This window comes from Acinetobacter junii, assembly GCF_018336855.1.
Lineage (GTDB): Bacteria > Pseudomonadota > Gammaproteobacteria > Pseudomonadales > Moraxellaceae > Acinetobacter > Acinetobacter junii.
This window is the reverse complement of record NZ_CP059558.1, coordinates 386439-406130: the sequence shown is the minus strand read 5'-3', so window position 1 is coordinate 406130 and position 19692 is coordinate 386439. Positions and strand designations below refer to the sequence as shown.

Sequence of the window (19692 nt, the reverse complement as noted above, 5' to 3'; positions counted from 1 at the left end):
CTACTGAAATCAACAGGTCTTAATTAAATTAACCTTGACGCTGCTTATGACGAGGTTCTGCGCTACAAATCACGCGAATAACCCCATTACGACGGATAACTTTACAGCTACCACAGATTTTCTTTACAGAAGCTTGTACTTTCATGATGAAACCTCTAAGTGCGCTTATCCCTGAGGATGAGCAGTCGTTTTTCTCATTAACGTTTGATTATCATATTGATGCGAAGTTAGATGCGCTTGAAGTTGCGCCATAAAATCCATCACTACAACAACTACAATAAGCAATGATGTTCCACCCAAATGGAATGGAATACCAAATGAACTTTGTAAAACCATTGGCATTAAGCACACAACGGTGATGTAGATTGCACCAATAAACGTCAAACGGTTAAGGATATGATCTAAATAACGAGCCGTTTGCTCACCTGGGCGGATACCAGGCACATACGCTCCGCTACGTTTCAAATTCTCTGAAACTTCTTTCGGGCTAAAAACAAGCGCGGTATAGAAATAACAGAAGAAAATAATTAACGCACCAAAGAGCATTAAATATAACGGCTGTCCAGGCGATAACACCAATGCCAAGTCTTGCAGACTACGCTTAATAATCCCTGCATTAGGATCAGCACTACCTAACCATTGACCCAAACTCGCTGGAAATAATAACAATGAGCTTGCGAAAATTGCTGGGATTACACCTGCCATATTAATTTTCAATGGCAAATGTGTTTGCTGAGCAGTAAATACACGACGCCCTTGCTGCTTTTGAGCATAGTTCACTGGAATACGACGTTGTGCTTTTTCAATAAACACAATCGCAGCTAAAACTGCTAAAGATAATAATCCAAATACAGCTAAACCAATTAAACTACCTTGACCATTTTGCACTGTTGTAAATGACTGAATTACCAAGTTTGGTAAACCTGCCACAATACCTGCGAAAATGATCATTGAGATACCATTACCGACACCACGTTCAGTAATTTGCTCCCCCAACCACATCAAGAACATTGTTCCAGCAACCAATGAGGTTACCGCTGGAACATAAAATGCCAATCCCGAAGTCAAAGTAATACCCTGACTAATGAGACCAGCACACATCCCTACCCCTTGCACTAGTGCAAGGAATAAAGTTCCGTAACGTGTATATTGATTAATCTTGCGTTTGCCTTGCTCGCCTTCTTTTTTCAAAGCCTCTAACGAAGGGATCACTGTCGACATTAACTGCACGATAATCGAAGCAGAAATATACGGCATGATACCTAACGCTAGAATCGACATGCGTTCTAATGCACCGCCAGAAAACATGTTAAATAAACCTAAGAAGGTACCTTCATTAGCTTTAAAAAAGCGTGCCAGCGCTACATTATCAATACCCGGCAACGGAATATGCGCTCCTAGTCGAAAGACCAATAACGCGCCAATTAAAAACATTAATCGGCGGATAATTTCACGATATTTCACATGAAACGGCTGGCCTTTCATCATGTTAACATGACCAGTAGAACTAGGAGTCATAGACACTCGAGATTACTCCTCGACTTTACCGCCAGCAGCTTCAACAGCAGCTTTAGCGCCTTTAGTCAACGCAACACCTTGTACAGTGAACGCGCGAGTGATTTCACCAGAAAGCACGATGCGAGCACGAATTTGGTCACGACGAACAACATTCGCAGCTTTTAAAGTTTCAAGGCTAACAATGTCGCCTTCCACTTTATTCAACTCAGACAAACGCACTTCAGCAGTTTTCAAAGCGATTTGGCTAGTGAAACCGAATTTAGGTAAACGACGATATAATGCAGTTTGACCGCCTTCAAAGCCTGGACGAGTACCACCACTTTTACGTGAGTTTTGACCCTTGATACCACGACCACCAGTTTTACCAACGCCAGAACCGATACCACGGCCTAAACGACGGTGTTCACGCTTTGCACCTTCAGCAGGTGAAAGTTCATTTAAACGCAGAGTCATGGCTTATTCCTCTACACTAACCATATAGTAAACTTTGTTGATCATACCACGGTTAGAAGGCGTATCTTGCACTTCTACAGTATGACCAATACGACGCAGACCTAAACCTTGTAGGCAAAGTTTATGATTTTTTAAACGATGCGAAGAAGATTTAGTCTGGGTAACTTTAATCGTTTTCATGATTGATTACCCTTGAATTTGTTCTACTGAAAGACCACGTTTCGCAGCGACTTTCTCAGGAGAAGTCATATCACGCAAACCTTTGAAAGTAGCGTTTACTACGTTAGCAGCATTAGTAGAGCCATAACATTTAGCAAGTACGTTATGTACACCTGCAGCTTCTAAAACGGCACGCATAGCACCACCAGCAATTACGCCAGTACCTTCAGAAGCAGGTTGCATGTATACACGGCTTGCACCATGACGAGCATTCACAGGGTGTTGTAAAGTAGTACCAGCAAGGTCTACAGTAATCATGTTGCGACGAGCAGCTTCAAGTGCTTTAGAAATAGCAGCTGGAACTTCACGTGCTTTACCACGACCAAAACCTACACGACCATTACCATCGCCCACAACAGTTAATGCTGTGAAAGAGAAGATACGACCACCTTTAACAACCTTGGCTACACGATCAACGGCAACCAGCTTTTCAACGAGACCTTCGTTTTGTTCAACTTTCGCCATGATTAGAACTCCAAGCCGCCTTCACGAGCAGCATCAGCCAAGGCTTTGATACGACCATGATATTTAAAACCAGAACGGTCAAATGCAACTTTAGTAACACCAGCTGCTTTAGCACGTTCTGCGATCAAAGCACCTACTTTAGTAGCCGCTTCAACGTTACCAGTAGTACCACTACGTAAAGATGCATCTAAAGTTGAAGCTTGCGCTAAAACTTTGCCACCATCTGCTGAAATAACCTGAGCATAGATGTGACGCGGAGTGCGGTTTACACACAAACGAGTCGCACCCAATGCACGGATGTGCAAGCGTGTGCTTTTCGCACGACGCAAACGGGTTTGTTTCTTTTCGTTCATAAGAACCTCGCGCCTTATTTCTTCTTAGCTTCTTTACGAAGAATAACTTCATCCGAATAACGAACACCTTTACCTTTATATGGTTCAGGAGAACGGTATGCACGGATTTCCGCTGCCACTTGACCTAACAACTGCTTGTTTGCTGATTTCAAAATGATTTCAGTTGCAGTTGGAGTTTCCGCTGTTACACCTTCAGGTAAAGCGTAGTCAATCGGGTGTGAATAACCTAATGCTAGGTTAACAACAGTACCTTTAACAGCAGCTTTGTAACCTACACCAACAAGTTGTAGTTTACGTTCGAAGCCTTCACTAACACCTTTTACAAGGTTGTTCAATACAGCGCGAGCAGTACCAGCTTGCATCCAAGCATCTTTCGATTCTTTTACTGGAGCAAGTTGAAGTTTACCTTCTTCCTGTTTTAGCTCGACCAGCGCATGCAGGTTGAAAGACAATGTACCTTTGCTGCCTTTCACTTCGACCTGCCGGCCGTTCTGAGTAACTGTTACACCATTAGGTACAGTTACTGGGGCTTTAGCCACACGAGACATGAGGAATCACCTATTAAGAAACAAAAGCAATAACTTCACCACCAACACCCGCAGCACGTGCAGCGCGATCAGTCATGATGCCTTTGCTTGTAGAAACAATTGCAATACCCAAACCTTGCTTAACGCTAGGAAGTTTATCTTTACCACGGTATTGACGTAGACCTGGACGGCTTACGCGCTTAACCGTTTCGATAACTGGTTTGCCTTCGAAATATTTTAGCGTAATAGTCAAAGTAGATTTTGCATCTTCTTGAGCAACTTCTACATTTGAAATATAACCTTCTTGTTGAAGAACGTTTGCAATTGCAACTTTCAACTTAGAAGAAGGCATAGAAACAACTTGTTTCTTCGCCATTTGTGCGTTACGAACACGTGTTAACATGTCGGCAACGGTATCTTGCATACTCATTTAGTCGCTCCTTACCAGCTTGCCTTAACAACGCCTGGTACATCACCCTGCATTACTGTGTCACGTAATTTGTTACGGCTTAAACCGAACTTACGGAAGTAACCATGAGGACGACCAGTTAAACCACAGCGGTTACGAAGACGTACTGGAGATGCATTACGTGGCAATGCTTGTAACTTTAACATCGCTTCGAAACGTTCTTCGTCACTTGCGTTTACATTTGCAATCGTTGCTTTTAATTCAGCACGTTTTGCAGCGTATTTAGCAACTGTCTTTTCGCGTTTCAATTCGCGATTAATCATACCTTTCTTAGCCATATCGACCTCTTATTTGAACGGGAAGCCGAATGCACGCATAAGCGCACGGCCTTCGTCATCGCTACGAGCAGTTGTCGTAATTGTGATATCTAAACCACGAATACGATCAATCTTGTCAAAATCGATTTCAGGGAAAACGATTTGCTCTTTTAAACCCATAGAGTAGTTACCACGACCATCAAATGATTTTGAAGAAAAACCACGGAAGTCACGGATACGAGGAATCGCGATAGAGATCAAACGGTCCAAGAATTCGTACATTTGGTCGCCACGTAAAGTAACTTTACAACCAATTGGCCAACCATCACGGATTTTGAAACCAGCGATTGATTTACGAGCAAGTGTCACAACTGGTTTTTGACCAGCAATGAGTTGCATATCAGCAACAGCACCGTCTAATAATTTCTTATCAGTTGCAGCTGCGCCTACACCCATGTTAAGAGTGATTTTTGTGATGCGTGGAATTTCCATCACATTCTTAATGCCAAGTTCTTCTTTTAACTTTGCTTTAAGTTCGTCATTGTAACGTGCTTTAAGTCTGGCCATTGCCTTTTCAACCTATTACTTCGCTGCCGCCACTGATTCACCATTTGATTTATAAACACGAGTTTTCGTGCCATCAATCACTTGGTAACCAACACGGTCAGCCTTTTGGGTTGTAGCATTAAAAATTGCCACGTTAGAGATATGAAGCGTCGCCTCTTGAGTAACGATACCGCCTTCAGCGCCTGTTACACGGTTTGGCTTTTGATGCTTCTTCACCAAGTTAAGGCCTTCGACCTTAACTCGATCTTCAGAAACAGACAAAACAACACCTTGTTTGCCTTTTTCTTTACCTGCGATCACAATTACTTGATCGCCTTTTTTAATCTTAGCCATGATTGCCTCTTATAGAACTTCAGGAGCCAATGAAATGATTTTCATGAACTGTTCAGTACGAAGTTCACGAGTCACTGGTCCGAAGATACGAGTAGCAATCGGAGCTTTGTTGTTATTCAAAATAACAGCTGCGTTATCGTCGAAACGAATAACTGAACCATCTGGACGACGGATGCCGAATTTTGTACGAACAACTACAGCATTCATCACGTCACCTTTTTTAACACGTGCGCGTGGGATTGCTTCTTTTACAGTAACTTTAATAATGTCGCCAACAGAAGCATAACGACGATGTGAACCACCTAGTACTTTAATACATTGTACGCGGCGTGCACCACTGTTGTCTGCTACGTCGAGCATACTTTCGGTTTGAATCATTGCCCTACTCCAAAACCGAGCATCACCGGTCACAATTTCGAAAGGCTCAAAGAGTACTCGAAATTGTCCGATGATGCAACAAGAACGTCTAATTACTCAGCAGCAGCTTCAACTACTTCCACTAAAGTCCAAGCTTTAGTTTTAGAAATTGGGCGGCTTTCTTTGATGGTTACCAAGTCGCCTAATTTAGCAACATTGTTCTCATCATGAGCGTGTAATTTAGTTGAACGGCGGATTGATTTGCCATACAACGGGTGTTGAACGCGGCGTTCAATAAGCACAACAATAGATTTGTCCATTTTATCGCTTACGACTTTGCCGGTTAACGTGCGGACTGTTTTTTCACTCATTGTCCGTTCCCCTGTTTTTCGGTAAGGAGTGTCTTGATACGAGCAATTGTCTTACGAGCAATTTGCACTTCGTGCGATTTGCCCAACTGACCAGTTGCTTTCGCCATACGAAGACGGAATTGGTTAAGCTGTTGCTCATCAAGCATCGCTTTCAACTCTTCTACCGATTTTTCACGTAGATCTTTAGTTTTCATTACATTACCGTCCGAGTCACGATAGTGGTTTTAAACGGAAGTTTAGCAGCAGCTAAAGCAAAAGCTTCACGCGCTAATTCATCGTTCACACCTTCAATTTCGTACAGGATCTTACCTGGCTGAATCTGGCAAACCCAGTATTCCACGCTACCCTTACCTTTACCCATACGAACTTCTAATGGTTTTTCGGTAATTGGTTTATCCGGGAACACACGGATGAAGATTTTACCACCACGCTTAATACGACGGCTAATGGTACGACGGCAAGCTTCGATTTGACGCGCAGTCATACGACCACGTTCAGTCGCTTTAATCGCAATCGAACCAAATGATACTGTACTACCACGATGCGCTAGACCAGTGTTACGGCCTTTGTGCACTTTACGGAATTTGGTACGTTTAGGTTGCAACATGGATTATTCTCCCTTGTCAGCAGCACGGTCACCGCGACGACCACGACGCTCTTGACCTTCACCACGACCACGACCACGTTTAGCTGGACGCTCTTCAGCAGGAGCAGGGTTCATGACTTGTTTCATGCCACCTAAGATCTCGCCACGGAAAATCCAAACTTTAACACCGATCGTACCGTAAGTTGTTTCAGCACGCATAGTTGCATAGTCGATATCAGCACGAAGAGTATGCAAAGGAACACGACCTTCACGATACCATTCAGTACGAGCAATCTCTGCACCACCTAAACGGCCAGAAACTTCAACTTTGATACCTTTCGCACCAGCACGCATAGTGTTTTGAACCGCACGCTTCATAGCACGACGGAACATTACACGCTTTTCTAATTGAGAAGCGATTGCTTCAGCAACTAAACGAGCATCTAAGTCTGGGCGATCAATTTCGTTGATGCTAACTTGCGCTGGAACACCCATAATGTTGGTGAGTTCGCGCTGTAATTTCTCAATATCTTCGCCTTTTTTACCGATAACGATACCAGGACGAGCAGTGCTAATAGTTACTTTAGCAGCGCCTGTAGGACGTTCGATAAGAATATTGCTTACCATCGCATTCTTAAGTTTTTTAGTTAAAAACTCACGAACTTGAAGATCTTTAAGCAAGTATTCAGCATATTGTTTCGGACTCGCATACCAGTTAGCGTTATGGCGTTTCACAACACCTAGGCGGATACCGATTGGATGAACCTTCTGACCCATATCAAACCCCTACCTTAACGGTGATGTGACAAGTACGCTTTGTAATACGATCCGCACGGCCTTTAGCACGTGGCAAAATACGTTTAAGGCTCATACCTTCATCAACGTAAATCGTAGTTACTTTAAGATCGTCAACATCTAAGCTGTTGTTGTGTTCAGCATTTGCAATTGCAGATTCAAGCGCTTTTTTAACAAGCACAGCTGCTTTTTTGTTGCTGAAGTTCAAAATATCTAGCGCGCGCGCAACCGATTTACCACGGATCAAATCAGCAACTAAACGTGCTTTTTGTGCCGAGATAGCGGCACCGCGTAATTTTGCAGTTACTTCCATCATAGCACCTATTAACGTTTAGACTTCTTATCAACACCGTGACCACGATAGGTACGAGTTGGTGCGAATTCACCAAGCTTATGACCAACCATATGCTCAGTAACAATTACCGGAACATGGTTACGACCATTGTGAACAGAAATTGTTAAACCAACAAAATCTGGAAGGATCATTGAACGACGTGACCAAGTCTTGATCGGCTTACGGTTGTTAGCTGCAATTGCTGCTTCAACTTTAGCGAACAAGTGTGCGTCGACGAATGGACCTTTTTTTAATGAACGAGGCATTATTCAGATTCCTTTACTTGACGCGACGGTCGCGAATAATCATCTTAGTCGTACGCTTATTGGTACGTGTCTTGTACCCTTTAGCTTTTTGACCCCATGGGCTTACAGGTTGAATACCTTTGCTACGCCCTTCACCACCACCGTGTGGATGGTCAACCGGGTTCATCGCCATACCACGAACAGTAGGACGAACACCGCGCCAGCGTGAAGCACCAGCTTTACCCAATGAACGAAGGTTGCTTTCTTGGTTAGAAACTTCACCAATTACAGCACGACATTCAACGTGGATTTTACGCATTTCACCAGAACGTAAACGAACGATTGCGTAAGAACCATCACGACCTAACAACTGAACTGAAGTACCAGCAGAACGTGCTAATTGAGCACCTTTACCGATTTTAAGTTCAACGTTGTGAAGTGTAGAACCGATAGGCATATTACGAAGCGGTAAGCAGTTACCTGGACGAATTGGAGCATCGTTACCAGATTGTACTTTATCGCCAGCACGCAAACCTTTAGGTGCGATGATGTAACGACGCTCACCGTCAGCATACAAAACTAATGCAATGTGTGCAGTACGGTTAGGATCGTATTCAATACGCTCTACAGTCGCTGGAATACCATCTTTGTTACGTTTAAAGTCAACGAGACGATAGTGTTGTTTGTGTCCACCACCAACGTGACGAGTCGTAATGTGACCGTTGTTGTTACGACCACCAGTACGTTTTTTAGCTTCAACCAACGGTGCATAAGGTGCGCCTTTGTGAAGATGGTCATGAACCACTTTCTCTACAAAGCGACGTCCTGGAGACGTTGGCTTACATTTTTGAATCGGCATAATTTTCGTCCTTACTCCGCTGCGTTTTCAGCGGTATCGCCCAAGTCAGCCATTTCTACATCTTGGCCAGCTTTCAGGGTGACGTATGCTTTTTTAACATCAGAACGACGTCCCAATGTACGACCAAAGCGTTTTGTTTTACCTTTAGTGATCGTTGTATTTACTTTCACAACTTCAACACCAAAGAGCTGCTCAACTGCTTTCTTGATTTCAAGTTTGTTTGCATTTAATGCAACTTTAAATACTTGAACACCAGCAGTATCACCTAAAACTTGTGCTTTTTCTGAGAATACTGGTCCTTGTAGGACTTGATATAAACGTTCGTTGTTCATCCGAGTTCTACCTCAATTTTCTTAGCAGCAGCTACAGACATGACAACTTTATCGAATGCGATCAAGCTAACAGGATCAATTGCAGTTGCGTCCACCACATCTACATGTGGAAGGTTGCGCGCTGCAAGATACAAGTTCTCATCTACAGCATCTGTAACGATCAATGCACGAGTTGCATTTAAGTCGTTAAGTTTTGCAAGCAATTCTTTAGTTTTTGGAGCCGCAACAGCAAACTCTTCAACTAATACAAGACGATCTTGGCGAACAAGTTCAGCTAAGATACATTGCATTGCACCGCGGTACATTTTGCGGTTAACTTTTTGAGACCAATCTTGTGGACGAGCAGCAAAAGTTTTACCACCACCTACCCAGATTGGGCTACGAATAGAACCAGCACGAGCGCGACCAGTACCTTTTTGACGGAATGGCTTTTTACCACCGCCAGAAACATCTGCACGTGATTTGTGAGCACGAGTACCTTGACGACCACCAGCTAAGTAAGCTGTAACAACTTGGTGTACAAGAGCTTCGTTAAATTCACGTCCGAAAGCAACTTCAGACAATTCAACAGCAGAGCCGGAAACAGTTTTTAAATTCACAGTATTTCCCCTCAGGCCTTGATGGTAGGACGCACGATAACGTCGCCGCCAGTTGAACCAGGAATAGCACCCTTAACAACTAAAACTGAACGTTCAGCGTCAATAGATACAATTTCAAGACCTTGAACTGTTACGCGTTCATCACCTAAGTGACCAGCCATTTTCTTGCCTTTGAACACGCGACCAGGTGTTTGGTTTTGACCTGTAGAACCTAAAACACGGTGAGATACAGAGTTACCATGTGTAGCATCTTGCGTACGGAAGTTCCAACGCTTAACACCACCTTGGAAGCCTTTACCTTTAGACTGACCAGTTACGTCAACAATTTGACCAACTGTGAACAAGTCAACACCGATAGAACCACCAACTTCACGACCTTCAAGCTCAGCTTCAGTAACACGGAACTCTTTAACTAAACGACCAGCAGCAACACCAGCTTTCGCAAAGTGACCTTTCTGAGCGCTAGTTACGCGCGATTCGCGACGTTCACCAGTAGTTACTTGAATTGCTTGATAACCATCAGTTTCAAGTGTTTTGATTTGCGTAATGCGGTTTGGATCGACTTCGATAACTGTAACAGGTACAGATACACCAGCATCTGTAAAGATGCGAGTCATACCACATTTGCGACCGACTAAACCAATAGCCATGTGCATAAACCTCTAAAAAAGCGGCTTAATTAACTTAGAGTTAATTAACCGAAAGCCTTAACCCAAAGCGATCTGAACATCAACACCAGCAGCAAGATCTAACTTCATCAATGCATCAACAGTTTTATCTGTAGGTTGAACGATGTCGATCAAACGCTTATAAGTGCGGATTTCGTACTGATCACGAGCGTCTTTATTGACGTGTGGTGAAGTAAGAACGTTGAAGCGTTCGATGCGAGTAGGCATCGGAATTGGACCACACACTTGTGCGCCAGTACGCTTAGCGGTTTCTACGATCTCTTGAGCAGATTGATCAATCAGACGATGATCAAAAGACTTCAAACGGATACGAATTCTCTGGTTAGACATACCAGTAAACTCCAAGCCAAATATATAAAGAATCACCCATGACGCACCTCACCTTTTGGCAAGTGTCAAGGGCAGTGAAAATCACTATGGTCGTGATCGATGCCACGACTGTAATGCGTTAACTACTTTCTTCGTAGAAAACGCCCTCCATTTGAGGGTCGCCCATTATAGCGATTGTTTAAGTCTTATGCAATTCTTCTTTTATTTTTTACCGTTAAAAAATCAATTTAAGCGCTTACAACATATTCAATTGCTTGATTAAGCAAATCGTTGCCTTGTTGAAATTTATTTTGGTTTGTTTTTTTGAGCTCAGCGATTGATTGAACAAATTCCCCATTAAACACAGCCATGTCTTCTTCATTTTCAATCAACAATTGCAATGCATGTGGCGTCATTTCGGGATGAAACTGAAAACCTAAAACATTACGACCGATTTGATAAAGTTGATTTCTACATACCTCATTTTCTGCTAAACGGATACCACCTCTAGGTATTTCAAAGGTCTCACTATGCCATTGCATAATGTTAATTTTCTCTGGAATTTGAAAACAATTTTCAGGTATGTGTGAAGCTCGACCAACATCCATCCACCCCAACTCTTGATATTGATTACGGCTAACCGCAGCACCAAGTGCATTTGCAATTAGCTGCCCACCGAGACATAAGCCTATAGCAGGCTTTCCCGCTGCCAAATAACGACGTAACCATCTTTTTTCCAATTTTAACCATGGGTAATTTGCCTCATCATTCACACTCATCGTCCCACCCATGATAATTAACAAATCCACCTCATCTACATGTGGCAATGCTTCCAATTCCAATGGCAGGTCGACGGGCAAAGCAAAAAACTCTGTTGCCGTGATTTTTGCTTTATGTGCTTTCAAGAAATTGTAACAACTACCAAAACCTTCACCTGCGATGTGCTGAAAATAATGCACTCTTAAATGCGACTTCATGCGCTAAAACCTATTATCGTTAGAATGATATTAAGTCTTAGCAAAAATAAAGCCAGTTTCATTCAATCTATTTGATCTGTAACGATTGTGTACAAAACACCTGAACAACTAGCAGAATTGTGGTTTTTCTCTTAACCTAAATCCATCTATTGATTTGATTTAGCACCATGACTAAGCAACAAAATGCACAAACCAACCTTATTCACGCACCAAGAAAAGCCCCTCAATATATAGAAACTATTCAACCTCCCCTATATCGTGCATCTACCATTATTTTTAAAAGCACATCGCACCTTTTTGATCGTCATTGGACAGATCCCTATGACTATAGCTACGGCACACATGGCACGCCAACAACATTTACGCTAGGCGATAACATCGCGCAAATTGAAGGCGGTTTGTTTAGCTTACTTGCACCGAGTGGTTTATCTGCGATCAATTTAGTCAACAGTACTCTTTTAAATTCAGGCGATGAGGTATGGGTTGCAGATAATATTTATGGTCCAAATTTAGAGCACCTCAACAACCTTCAAACACGTTATGGCATTCAAGTTAAAGTTTATAACCCAATTGATATTGATAGTTTCACACCTTCAGAAAAAGCGAAGTTAATTTGGCTGGAAGCTGCTGGTTCTGTAAGTTTAGAATTTCCTGATTTAAAAAAACTAGTCAAAAAAGCCAAGCAATTTAATCTCCTCACCGCCCTGGATAACACTTGGGGGGCTGGTCTGGCATTTAATGCATTTGATTTTTCTGATGAACACCTATCGGTTGATGTAACAGTACACGCTCTTACCAAATATCCAAGTGGTGGTGGAGACATCCTCATGGGCTCGGTTGTAACACGCGATCAACATTTACATCATAAACTTTATCGCATGCATGCAATCCAAGGCATATCTGTTTCAGGTGATGATACTGCGCAAATTCAACGTAGTTTGGCGCATATGTCGCTGCGTTATGAACAGCAATCTCAAAGCACACTAAGATTATTAGACTGGCTAAAACAACAGCCTCAATTTATTCAAGTTTTACACCCAAGTCTTTCTGATTCAGCTGGACATCAATTTTGGAAAGAGGTTTGCACCACAGGCAAGAGTGCTGGCTTGGCAAGTGTAATCTTTGATTCAAGATATAATATGAATTCAGTGCGTAGATTTTGCGATAACTTAAGACTATTCAAACTTGGTTTTAGTTGGGGTGGCCCTGTAAGTTTAGTGATGCTCTATGATTTAAAACAGATGCGTGCATTGGAAAATACACATTTACAACAAGGTTTATTGGTTCGTTTCTGTATAGGACTAGAAGATCCTGCGGATTTAATTCAAGATATTCAAAACGCATTAAAACAACTGGAATGACTCTTATAATAGGTGAAGAATGAGTACACCCATCGTAATTGCAAAAAAAACCACAGATACAACACAAGATATTGTTCTACATTCTCAATTTGCTAACCGCCATGGTCTGATTGCTGGTGCAACCGGTACAGGAAAAACAGTAACTCTAAAAGTACTTGCTGAGAGTTTTTCTCGTATCGGCGTCCCTGTTTTTCTAGCAGATGCGAAAGGTGATGTTTCAAGCCTAGCCAAAGCTGGTTCAAGCAGCCCCAGATTTGATGAACGCATTAAAAGTCTGCATCTGGATTCTGTTCCATTTGCAGCTTCACCTGTTATTTTCTGGGATCTATTTGGCCAACAAGGACATCCTATTCGAACCACAATTTCTGAAATAGGTCCTTTATTATTAGCGCAGATGCTAAATTTAAACGATACACAAGAAGGTGTATTGTCCGCAGTATTTAGAATCGCAGATGATCAAGGGCTTCTGCTCATCGACTTTAAAGATCTAAAGGCGATGCTAACTTATGTCAGTGAAAATGCTACTGAACTGAAAAATGAGTATGGCAATCTCTCTCCTGCCAGTATTGGTGCGATACAACGCAATCTGCTTGCGTTAGCAGATCAAGGTGGAGATCAGTTTTTTGGTGAACCAAGTTTGAATATTCTAGATTTTATTCAAACAGATACTCAAGGTCATGGTTATATCAACCTTCTCGCTGCAGATAAGTTGATGAATACCCCAAAACTTTATGCAACATTCTTGCTTTGGATGCTCTCAGAATTATTTGAGCAACTACCCGAAGTTGGCGATATGGATAAGCCTAAACTTGTATTCTTCTTTGATGAAGCACATTTATTGTTTTCCAATGCTAGCCCATCTTTGCAAGAGAAAATTGAACAAGTGGTTCGTTTAATTCGCTCGAAGGGTGTAGGAATTTACTTTATCACTCAAAACCCACTTGATTTACCAGAAAGTGTTCTAGGTCAACTCGGAAATCGAGTACAACATGCTTTACGTGCTTTTACACCTAAAGACCAAAAAGCGGTCAAAACCGCAGCCGACACTTTCCGAACCAATCCTGATTTTAAGGTTGATCAAGCAATTACCGAACTAGCTGTAGGTGAGGCTTTGATTAGTTGTTTGGATGAACAAGGCACCCCTCAGATTGTTGAGCGTGGTTGGGTGATGCCCCCTTACTCCTCTTTTAGCCCAATCACTCCTGAAGAACGACAGGTCATGATGGGACAAAGTATTGTTGCTGGGGTTTATGATCAAGCAGTAGATCGTGACAGCGCTTACGAACTTCTACAGAAAAAAGTATTACAACAATCTCAGCAAAAGCAAGCTGACGAACTTGCTAAGCAGCAAGTAAAAGAACAAGAAACCCTCGCAAAGCAACAAGCAAAAGAACAAGAGCGATTTGCTAAAGAGCAACAAAAAGCGGCAGAAAAAGCACAACGTGATCGTGAAAAGCTCACACAAGACATTGTCGGTACATTTGCAAAAAGTGCTGCCCGAAGCTTAGGTGGTAGCACTGGACAAAAAATAGTGCGTGGATTACTCGGCTCATTATTCGGAAAATAAAAAAATCTCAAAAATAAGGGATAATTAATTATCCCTTATTTTTTTTATGGTTTTTATTATAAGATGTATTGCAAATACATTTTATAAGATGTATTTTAAATATATCTTATAAAATGATAGTCCAGAGAGATCACTCATGACTCCACAGCAAATTGAACTCGTAAAAGCAACTGTTCCTGTCTTACGTGAAAATGGTGTCGCATTAACAGGTTATTTCTATAATCGTATGTTAGGAAATAATCCTGCGCTCAAAGAAACCTTTAACATGGGTCATCAACGCAGTGGTGCTCAAGCTCAAGCACTCGCAGGAGCTGTTTTAGCGTACGCAGAAAATATTGAAAATCCATCTGTGCTTTTGCCTGTGGTGGAACTGATCGCTCATAAACATGTCAGTCTCAATATCCAAGCACCTGATTACAGTATTGTGGGTGAAAATTTATTACATTCGATCAGTGAAGTACTGAATATCTCAATGGAAGATCCCTTGATTGCGGCATGGGCTGCCGCTTATGGACAACTAGCAGATTTGTTTATCAGCACTGAAAAAGCGATCTACGACCAACATCAACAAACTAAAGGCAGTTGGTTAGGGTGGCGTAATTTTAAAATCGCTAAAAAAGTGATTGAAAGTGACGAAATTACGTCGTTTTATTTAGCACCTGTCGATGGCGGTGATTTACCAAACTACGAAGCTGGCCAATATATTTCAGTACGTGTTTTTGTCCCAGAACTCAATTTGAGACAACCTCGTCAATACACTTTATCAACAAGCCCACAAGCAGATTATTTGCGTATTTCAGTAAAACGTGAAGATGCGAAAGGTGAGCTTGCTGAAGGCTGGGTATCAAATACATTACATAGTTTAGCGGAAGGTTCTGAAATCGAAGTTTCTGCTCCTACAGGTAACTTTTATCTGATAGATAGTAAGAAACGTAATGTATTTATCAGTGGTGGTGTAGGTTTAACCCCAATGATTGCTATGCTGAATCAATTGGTTACTTTAGATATGCCACAACCTGTAACGTTTATACATGCATGTCGTAGCAGTCAAGTTCATGCTATGAAACAACATATTCATGATCTTAAAGCTAAATTCCCTCGTCTAAGCACATTTACGACATATGAATTTCCGCATGATGGGGATGTATTAGGCGTGGATTATGAAGCAGCCGGTCGTTTAGATTTAGCGTCTATGGATGCAGCACTATTGCCAACAACTGCTGATTATTATTTATGTGGTCCGATGCCATTTATGGCTGAACAACACAAAGCACTTGTTGCACGAGGCATTCCTGCTGAAAATATTCATAGCGAAGCATTTGGCACAGGTGGTGTAAAACTTAGCTAATTAATGCTGCGTTTTGTATAAGGCTAGCCTATGATAGACTAGCCTTTTCTATTTATCGCAATAGATTGAGTGAAACAATGCAACTCAATAAATTTACAGATTATGCACTCAGAATCCTGATGTATGTCGCCCGTCCGAGCGAGATACCTTACACTATTGCTGATATTGCAAAAGATTTGCATGTTTCACAAAACCACCTCGTTAAAATTGTACATTTCATGGGTAAACAACAATGGATTGTTACTACACGAGGCAAAGGCGGTGGAATTCGATTAAATCCGTCAGCACGGACACTTCGACTTGGTGAAATTGTCCGTGTTTTACAAGGTCATCAGCAAATTGTGGAATGCAATACCCCCCCTTGTGTCTTGCGCTCTCAATGTGGTCTGAAAGGTATTCTTGATCAAGCACTTGAAAGCTTTTATCAAAGCTTAGATCAATATACTTTGGGTGAAGTGGTTCAACACGGCATACTCCCATCTTCCACTCGATCAGATATTACATTCTTAGAACTGGTTCAAAAAGCTTAGATTTAGGATGAAGATTCGCACGAATCCAATACATCCTTTATAATGCTTATTGCTATTCAAATTCAAAAGTAAGCTTCTATGCACCGTAGTGAAAAATCGAAAGACACCAAAGCTAGACTCGCACCTAAAGAAAAAATCAGTTATGAGAAAAAGACTGATCCTGCATTAACCGCTTATGCAGTACAGTCTTTGAATTGGTTACGCCAAGCTGAATTTTTAATGAGTGCACCAAAACTTGCTTTGTGCGTTGAAGATACAGGCTATGAGATTGCATTTGCAGGTCGTTCAAATGCGGGAAAATCTAGTGCAATTAATGCCTTAACCAATAAAAAGCAATTGGCACGTGCTTCAAAAAGACCAGGTCGTACCCAAATGATCAACTTTTTTAGCTTGGGTAATCCTGATCAACGTTTGGTAGACTTACCTGGTTATGGCTATGCCGCTGTACCAGAAGCAATGAAAATTGTTTGGCAAAAAGAACTAGAAAATTATTTGATTCATCGCAAAAGCTTACAAGGCTTAGTTTTATTGATGGATATCCGCCATCCTTTACAACACTTTGATCTAATGATGTTGGAATGGGCGCATTCTCGTCATTTGTTTGTTCATATTCTTCTCACTAAAGCGGATAAACTGAATCGAGGTCCAGCAAATAAAACCTTGCTCGACGTTAAACAACAATTGAAAAAAATGAAGCTCGACTTCTCAATACAACTATTCTCTTCTCTTAACCGTATTGGTCTAGAGGAGTTAGCGAGTGTAATGGGTGGTCGTTTAAATTACACACTTGATCAAACGGTGGAATTTGACCTCGATCAAATCCCAGAAGCATCAGAAACTGACGATAAAGAATAAATTATGCATTTCATGCAACTTGATGCATAAAATAATTTTTAATTGTCCTGAATTGCTAAACACAAACACTAGGTAGTTTTCATATACTGCTTAGTGTTGGTTCATTGCACTATCGATTAGGACTAAAGATGAAATTACTATCATTTGTGAAGAACAAAGTTCTTGGTTCTTCGATTGACTATAAAATTCTCCCTCGAAAAGTAAAATTTGATTGGGAAAAAACCCCTGTAGATTGGATTCCAAATCAACCTTTTGCTAGCTATTTTATTAACGAAATTAATAATATTTTGCCTGCTGGTGAGTTCTGGTTTTGTCGTTTGTACAACAAAGTACTTCCTGAAATCACTGATGAAAAATTAAAAGAAGATGTACAAGCTTTTATTCGTCAAGAAGCGATGCATGCTGTTGCTCATACCTCTGCGAATAAAGAATATCTCAGCCAACGCAACATCGATATTCAACGCAACTTAGACATCATGGATTTCTTATTTACCAAAGCTTTAGCTGATAAGCCTTTTGGTAAAGAAGTTCCTAAAATATTAGATCATCAATGGGATTTATTCCGTCTAGGTGTGATTGCAACCGTTGAGCACATGACGTGTGTTCTTGGTAAATACGCACTCTACAACAAACGTTGGGAAGAACTTGGGGCTGATCCTGAGATGATCGATTTAATTAAATGGCATGGTTCTGAAGAAATCGAACACCGTACCGTAGCATTTGATCTTTATCGTCATTTAGGTGGTAGCTATATTGCACGTTACTACCTCAGCGTTGCGGTAATCGTTCTGGTACTTGGTTTGTGGGTAGATGGTGCTGCTCACATCATGAGCCAAGATCCTCGTTTTGCAGATAAAAAACCAAGTATATTCAAACCTTGGATATGGTTGGAATGGTATAAGATTGGTCGTAAAGACAATCAAATTCTTCCAAATCCAATCTGGTTAGTATCACAACAAATTGATTATTTGATGCCTTGGTATGATCCTGTGAAAGAAGGAAGTACCCAAGATGCTGTGAATTATTTAAATAATTCACCTGCTGCTAAGCGTGCACTACAACATGCTGCATAAGTGAAGAGAAAGAAAAAGCAGGAGTTTTCTCCTGCTTTTTTTATGTCCGTACAACTCGATTAACTTGGCTCTATTTCCGTTTGCTTTGCATAACGATCGACAACCACACTGATCATCATATCTCCCTGTACATTAACTACAGTTCGAACGGTATCCAGCAAACGATCTATCGGCAGTAAAATTGCAATCGCTTCCGCAGGTAAACCGACTGATTGCAACACCATTATCATCGTTACCATGCCTGCACTTGGAATTCCCGGCGCACCTAATGATGCAATCATTGCGGTGAGACAGACGATAAACTGTTGGGTTAGGGTTAAATCCAAACCCATCAAATTGGCAATAAAAAGTGCAGCTGCAGCCTCATAAAGTGCTGTACCGTCCATATTTAACTGCGTACCCAAAGGAATTACAAAGCCTGCCGTTTGCGGCCTTACCCCTAAATTCTCTTGTGCGCAACGCATACTCAGTGGCATGGTCGCAGAACTAGAGCTTGTTGCAAATGCCGTCACCAATGCAGCTCGCGCACCTCTGAAGAACGTCAGAGGATTCATTTTTCCAAAAATCCAAAGCAGTGTAGGCAAAACTACTAAACCATGAAAAATCGTTGTTCCAGTCACCACAAATGCAAACTCAGCAAGACGACTTAATACAGATAAATCCTCAGTCGCAATCAACTTCGCCAATAATGCAAAAATCCCAAGCGGCGCGAGTTTCATTACCCAACTGACAAGCATCATCATCATTTCAAAGAATTGTTGGCTGAGTTGACGAACTGTATTAAAACGCTCACCACCTTTAACGAGAGCAACGCCTAAGAAAAGTGCAAAAACCACAACAGCGAGTACATTCCCTTCACTAAATGCTTTAAAAGGATTGATTAAGGTATTTTGAATAAAATTGGTAAGAAAACTAGAAGGTGTAAGCGTATCAGGCGTTTGATGATTTTGCATTGCTGACTGAAAAAGTGTGATATCAACGCCCTTACCAACATCAAAAAGATGTGCACAGCCAATTCCTAAGATCAGTGCAAGCGTTGTAGTGGTCACACAACTCAAGGCGGTAATCTTCCAAACTCGACCGAACTCACCTCCAGCTTGTAAATTTGAAACCCCTACAACGATAGAACTAAATATCAAAGGGATCAGCAACATCTTTAACAAACCAATAAAAATGCTACTTAAAATACCTAAAACATATAAAGTTGTTTGAGCAAAATCAGCCTGAGGATAGCTAGTCAATAAAAGTCCTAACCCTACTCCCGCGATAGCTGCAATTAAAATTTGGGTATTTAAATTCATTGTGAGTATTAAAAATGAATGCAGTACAGCTACTATGGCACGC

At 41.5% G+C, this 19692-nt stretch carries 30 protein-coding genes and 1 pseudogene; 6 read left to right on the top strand and 25 right to left on the bottom strand.

The annotated features are described in order from the left end of the window. Positions 1-28: 28 nt before the first annotated feature. The 24 genes and pseudogenes from rpmJ to H2677_RS01870 all read right to left on the bottom strand — a co-directional run bounded on the left by rpmJ (position 29) and on the right by H2677_RS01870 (position 11614). The gene (gene rpmJ, locus H2677_RS01985; RefSeq protein ID WP_000867907.1) at positions 29-145 is read right to left on the bottom strand and encodes a 50S ribosomal protein L36; all 117 of its coding nucleotides are present in this window, start codon (positions 143-145) and stop codon (positions 29-31) included. Positions 146-165: 20 nt separating this feature from the next. Beyond that, positions 166-1485, bottom strand: coding sequence for a preprotein translocase subunit SecY (gene secY, locus H2677_RS01980; RefSeq protein WP_171053828.1), 1320 nt, complete (start codon positions 1483-1485; stop codon positions 166-168). A gap of 45 nt (positions 1486-1530) precedes the next feature. Continuing rightward, positions 1531-1971, bottom strand: coding sequence for a 50S ribosomal protein L15 (rplO, locus tag H2677_RS01975; RefSeq protein WP_004909340.1), 441 nt, complete (start codon positions 1969-1971; stop codon positions 1531-1533). Between the two features lie 3 nt (positions 1972-1974). Next, positions 1975-2151 (bottom strand): 50S ribosomal protein L30, encoded by a 177-nt coding sequence (gene rpmD / locus H2677_RS01970; protein WP_000849088.1) that lies wholly within the window; start codon positions 2149-2151, stop codon positions 1975-1977. A 6-nt stretch (positions 2152-2157) separates the two neighbouring features. Further along, positions 2158-2655, bottom strand: coding sequence for a 30S ribosomal protein S5 (gene rpsE, locus H2677_RS01965; RefSeq protein WP_004657688.1), 498 nt, complete (start codon positions 2653-2655; stop codon positions 2158-2160). A 2-nt stretch (positions 2656-2657) separates the two neighbouring features. Then, positions 2658-3008 carry a 50S ribosomal protein L18 gene (gene rplR / locus H2677_RS01960; protein WP_004641044.1) on the bottom strand — a complete coding sequence of 117 codons (351 nt, stop codon included), beginning with the start codon at positions 3006-3008 and terminating at the stop codon, positions 2658-2660. 14 nt (positions 3009-3022) lie between these two features. Further along, positions 3023-3556, bottom strand: coding sequence for a 50S ribosomal protein L6 (rplF, locus tag H2677_RS01955; RefSeq protein ID WP_004909344.1), 534 nt, complete (start codon positions 3554-3556; stop codon positions 3023-3025). A gap of 13 nt (positions 3557-3569) precedes the next feature. After that, positions 3570-3965, bottom strand: coding sequence for a 30S ribosomal protein S8 (gene rpsH, locus H2677_RS01950; RefSeq protein WP_004909347.1), 396 nt, complete (start codon positions 3963-3965; stop codon positions 3570-3572). Positions 3966-3976: 11 nt separating this feature from the next. Beyond that, positions 3977-4282: a 30S ribosomal protein S14 gene (gene rpsN / locus H2677_RS01945; RefSeq protein WP_001074624.1), complete on the bottom strand. Its 306-nt coding sequence runs from the start codon at positions 4280-4282 to the stop codon at positions 3977-3979. A 9-nt stretch (positions 4283-4291) separates the two neighbouring features. Further along, positions 4292-4828 (bottom strand): 50S ribosomal protein L5, encoded by a 537-nt coding sequence (gene rplE, locus H2677_RS01940; RefSeq protein ID WP_004909351.1) that lies wholly within the window; start codon positions 4826-4828, stop codon positions 4292-4294. A 15-nt stretch (positions 4829-4843) separates the two neighbouring features. Next, the gene (gene rplX / locus H2677_RS01935) at positions 4844-5161 is read right to left on the bottom strand and encodes a 50S ribosomal protein L24 (protein ID WP_004909354.1); all 318 of its coding nucleotides are present in this window, start codon (positions 5159-5161) and stop codon (positions 4844-4846) included. Positions 5162-5170: 9 nt separating this feature from the next. Then, positions 5171-5539 (bottom strand): 50S ribosomal protein L14, encoded by a 369-nt coding sequence (gene rplN / locus H2677_RS01930; RefSeq protein WP_004657680.1) that lies wholly within the window; start codon positions 5537-5539, stop codon positions 5171-5173. 92 nt (positions 5540-5631) lie between these two features. Next, positions 5632-5889 carry a 30S ribosomal protein S17 gene (rpsQ, locus tag H2677_RS01925; RefSeq protein WP_004657679.1) on the bottom strand — a complete coding sequence of 86 codons (258 nt, stop codon included), beginning with the start codon at positions 5887-5889 and terminating at the stop codon, positions 5632-5634. Further along, positions 5886-6083 carry a 50S ribosomal protein L29 gene (gene rpmC / locus H2677_RS01920; RefSeq protein ID WP_004909358.1) on the bottom strand — a complete coding sequence of 66 codons (198 nt, stop codon included), beginning with the start codon at positions 6081-6083 and terminating at the stop codon, positions 5886-5888. Before rpmC ends, rpsQ begins: the two co-directional genes overlap by 4 nt. Then, positions 6083-6496 carry a 50S ribosomal protein L16 gene (rplP, locus tag H2677_RS01915; RefSeq protein WP_004641059.1) on the bottom strand — a complete coding sequence of 138 codons (414 nt, stop codon included), beginning with the start codon at positions 6494-6496 and terminating at the stop codon, positions 6083-6085. Before rplP ends, rpmC begins: the two co-directional genes overlap by 1 nt. Next, positions 6436-7252 (bottom strand): annotated as a pseudogene (gene rpsC, locus H2677_RS01910) (30S ribosomal protein S3). Before rpsC ends, rplP begins: the two are co-directional and overlap by 61 nt. A 1-nt stretch (position 7253) precedes the next feature. Further along, the gene (gene rplV / locus H2677_RS01905; RefSeq protein WP_004683272.1) at positions 7254-7583 is read right to left on the bottom strand and encodes a 50S ribosomal protein L22; all 330 of its coding nucleotides are present in this window, start codon (positions 7581-7583) and stop codon (positions 7254-7256) included. 11 nt (positions 7584-7594) lie between these two features. Further along, entirely contained in the window at positions 7595-7870 is a 276-nt protein-coding gene (gene rpsS, locus H2677_RS01900) for a 30S ribosomal protein S19 (protein ID WP_004641066.1), read from the bottom strand. Between the two features lie 13 nt (positions 7871-7883). Then, positions 7884-8708, bottom strand: a complete 825-nt coding sequence (gene rplB, locus H2677_RS01895) for a 50S ribosomal protein L2 (protein WP_004909365.1) — start codon at positions 8706-8708, stop codon at positions 7884-7886. Between the two features lie 11 nt (positions 8709-8719). Then, the gene (gene rplW, locus H2677_RS01890) at positions 8720-9040 is read right to left on the bottom strand and encodes a 50S ribosomal protein L23 (RefSeq protein ID WP_004877633.1); all 321 of its coding nucleotides are present in this window, start codon (positions 9038-9040) and stop codon (positions 8720-8722) included. After that, on the bottom strand, positions 9037-9639 hold the full coding sequence (gene rplD, locus H2677_RS01885) for a 50S ribosomal protein L4 (RefSeq protein ID WP_004909368.1): 603 nt from the start codon (positions 9637-9639) through the stop codon (positions 9037-9039). The genes rplW and rplD overlap by 4 nt, the downstream gene beginning before the upstream one ends. Positions 9640-9650: 11 nt before the next feature. Then, positions 9651-10289, bottom strand: a complete 639-nt coding sequence (rplC, locus tag H2677_RS01880; protein ID WP_004909372.1) for a 50S ribosomal protein L3 — start codon at positions 10287-10289, stop codon at positions 9651-9653. A gap of 57 nt (positions 10290-10346) precedes the next feature. Then, on the bottom strand, positions 10347-10658 hold the full coding sequence (rpsJ, locus tag H2677_RS01875; RefSeq protein WP_000070912.1) for a 30S ribosomal protein S10: 312 nt from the start codon (positions 10656-10658) through the stop codon (positions 10347-10349). A gap of 227 nt (positions 10659-10885) precedes the next feature. Beyond that, positions 10886-11614: a type 1 glutamine amidotransferase gene (locus H2677_RS01870; protein WP_129261594.1), complete on the bottom strand. Its 729-nt coding sequence runs from the start codon at positions 11612-11614 to the stop codon at positions 10886-10888. 167 nt (positions 11615-11781) lie between these two features. Between H2677_RS01870 and H2677_RS01865 the strand changes: the two genes are divergently transcribed. From H2677_RS01865 to H2677_RS01840, 6 genes are all read left to right on the top strand, one after another. Then, complete coding sequence (locus H2677_RS01865; RefSeq protein ID WP_212639034.1) at positions 11782-12975, top strand: PLP-dependent transferase; 1194 nt, start codon at positions 11782-11784, stop codon at positions 12973-12975. A gap of 19 nt (positions 12976-12994) precedes the next feature. After that, positions 12995-14542, top strand: coding sequence for a helicase HerA-like domain-containing protein (locus H2677_RS01860; RefSeq protein ID WP_212639033.1), 1548 nt, complete (start codon positions 12995-12997; stop codon positions 14540-14542). A 136-nt stretch (positions 14543-14678) separates the two neighbouring features. Further along, entirely contained in the window at positions 14679-15890 is a 1212-nt protein-coding gene (hmpA, locus tag H2677_RS01855; protein ID WP_212639032.1) for an NO-inducible flavohemoprotein, read from the top strand. A gap of 77 nt (positions 15891-15967) precedes the next feature. Further along, positions 15968-16420 carry an RrF2 family transcriptional regulator gene (locus H2677_RS01850; protein ID WP_004951769.1) on the top strand — a complete coding sequence of 151 codons (453 nt, stop codon included), beginning with the start codon at positions 15968-15970 and terminating at the stop codon, positions 16418-16420. A gap of 78 nt (positions 16421-16498) precedes the next feature. Then, complete coding sequence (gene yihA / locus H2677_RS01845; RefSeq protein WP_004951767.1) at positions 16499-17275, top strand: ribosome biogenesis GTP-binding protein YihA/YsxC; 777 nt, start codon at positions 16499-16501, stop codon at positions 17273-17275. A gap of 128 nt (positions 17276-17403) precedes the next feature. Continuing rightward, a complete protein-coding gene (locus H2677_RS01840; protein WP_004951763.1) occupies positions 17404-18348 on the top strand; it encodes a metal-dependent hydrolase in 945 nt (314 codons plus the stop codon). A gap of 59 nt (positions 18349-18407) precedes the next feature. Here H2677_RS01840 and H2677_RS01835 read toward each other — a convergent pair whose 3' ends face one another. Then, on the bottom strand, positions 18408-19649 hold the full coding sequence (locus H2677_RS01835; RefSeq protein ID WP_099948040.1) for a dicarboxylate/amino acid:cation symporter: 1242 nt from the start codon (positions 19647-19649) through the stop codon (positions 18408-18410). Positions 19650-19692 lie beyond the last annotated feature (43 nt).